General features: G+C 61.5%; 2 protein-coding genes. One reads left to right on the top strand and one right to left on the bottom strand.

Annotated features, from left to right (window positions below):
- On the top strand, nt 1–1,096 hold a 1,096-nt coding region (locus U5A52_RS42805; RefSeq protein ID WP_321940441.1), incomplete at its 5' end, for a paraquat-inducible protein A.
- 71 nt (nt 1,097–1,167) lie between these two features.
- On the opposite strand, the gene U5A52_RS42800 is transcribed toward U5A52_RS42805, so the two are convergent.
- A complete protein-coding gene (locus U5A52_RS42800) occupies nt 1,168–1,752 on the bottom strand; it encodes a TetR/AcrR family transcriptional regulator (protein WP_321940439.1) in 585 nt (194 codons plus the stop codon).
- Between the last annotated feature and the right edge of the window lie 101 nt (nt 1,753–1,853).

The following is a 1,853-nucleotide window of genomic DNA, read 5'->3' as shown; positions in this document are numbered from 1 at the left end:
ACTCTGGGTTCAAGGCATGTGGCCACTCGCTGTCCTGGTCGCCTGCCTGACCATCGTGTTTCCGTTTCTCGATCTTGCCGCGGTTCTCTACGTTACCGGACCTGTGCGCCTCGGCGTGGTTCCTCCCGCGTTTTCAGTGGTGCTGCGTGTGCTGCAGTTCGTGCGGCCATGGGTCATGATCGAAGTCCTGTTCCTCGGGGTCGTTGTCACTGCAACGAAGCTTGCCGACCGTGCATACGTCACCCCGGAGACCGCCCTCTTCGCGCTTTGCACACTGCCGTTCATGCTCGCAGTCGTCATGGAATTCGAGCCGCGTGCCCTCTGGCACATCCGCGAGACACTGGATGCGCGCGAACGCGATAACTTGCCAGGGCCACCCACGACCTTTCCCGCGTTGCCCTCCGCGTCCGCGATGGACCTCGGGCTTGTTGCGTGCAGAACCTGCGACGGTGTTGCCCGCCGGGAGTCCGGTGAGTCCAGTCGTGGCGCGCCGTCCGCCCCGCAAGCGCGCGCGGCTGCCCAGCAATGCTCCCGGTGCGGAGCAAGGATGCATCCCAGGAAACCGGACAGTCTCACGCGTACCCAGGCTTTGCTGGTCGCCGCCGCAATCATGTATCTGCCTGCAAACCTGCTGCCTGTTCTTCATACCGTGACAATGCTTGGCTCGAAGGACGACAGCATCATCAGTGGCATTGTTCATTTCTGGCGCAGTGGAGACTGGGCGATTGCTACGGTTGTCTTCATCGCGAGCGTCGCTTTCCCGCTACTCAAGCTCGTCGCGCTCGCGTTCCTCGCCTGGACAGCGGGTTGTACTTCGCGCTGCCATCCGTTGGTGGGTACGAAGCTGTTCCGGGTCATTGAGCGCCTCGGCCGCTGGTCAATGCTCGATATTTTTGTCATTGCGCTTACGATCGCGCTCGTCAATTTCAGGTCTGTCGCTTCTGCGACGTCGGGCTGGGGCGCGGTCGCCTTTGCAGCCGTGGTCCTGCTGACGATGACGGCCACGATGCAGTTCGATCCACGGTTGATCTGGGACGCTCACGCCGGCCCGCATGAGCGTGACAGGAACGGCTCAAATAGCCCGACCGGCTCGTGACTGCCCGACTTTTTGGCCCTGCCGGTGCGATGCCAATGGCGACAATCGCCGGAACGCGTACAGTGCACTGCCTAGGTTGACGGCGACCCGGGTGCACTTCGGCTCGTCCACGACGGCTCATCGAGCAGCCGCTCGAAAAGCCGTTCGCGCTCTTCCGACGATAGTGGCGACAGCCCGATCAACCCGGTAAAGGCCATGCCAACCGCCGCCGCCCAACGCAGCACTGCGATATCGCCATCGGTTGACTCCTTGCGGACCTCGGCGAGATCAGCAGCGTGAGCGCCCCGAATGGTTTCCAGGAGTTCCGGTGCCTGGACCAATGCAGCCAGTACGGCACGATTGGCGGAATGTGGCTGGCTGGCAGTTTCACGCATCACGGCAATCTGCGCGAGCAGGACCGGCTCCTTGACCGAAACATCGCAGGACTTCTGGTATCCGAGTGCGAACTCTTCAAGGTACCGCCTCTGGAACTCCAGCAATGCCAGCAGGATTCCGTCCTTGGTGCCGAACTGATGGAGAAGCCCCCCCTTGCTGATGCCGCTCTCGCGGGCGAGTGCGTCGAAGGTAAGTGCGTTGAGGCCATCCCTCGAAAGGATGGTCAGAGCTGCCTTGAGGGCCGTGTTTCGGGACCGTTCTGAGCGGGTCGCGTTATCCATTATCGGTGGCTCACTGGAATGTCTGGTGTCAGTTGCAACTTCCTGGTCGCGACCTCATCGGTTATCTGGGTATCAGTTGCCATCTGGTATCTTGATGAACC

Origin of the sequence: Paraburkholderia sp. J8-2, assembly GCF_905220195.1 — a bacterium.
GTDB lineage: Bacteria > Pseudomonadota > Gammaproteobacteria > Burkholderiales > Burkholderiaceae > Paraburkholderia.
Note: the sequence above shows the minus strand (reverse complement) of the source record. Positions and strands in the feature narration are given on the sequence as shown.

Coding starts and splice junctions, on each gene's coding strand:
- U5A52_RS42800 (WP_321940439.1), bottom strand. CDS start 1,752: ATGGATAACGCGACCCGCTCAGAACGGTCCCGAAACACGGCCCTCAAG.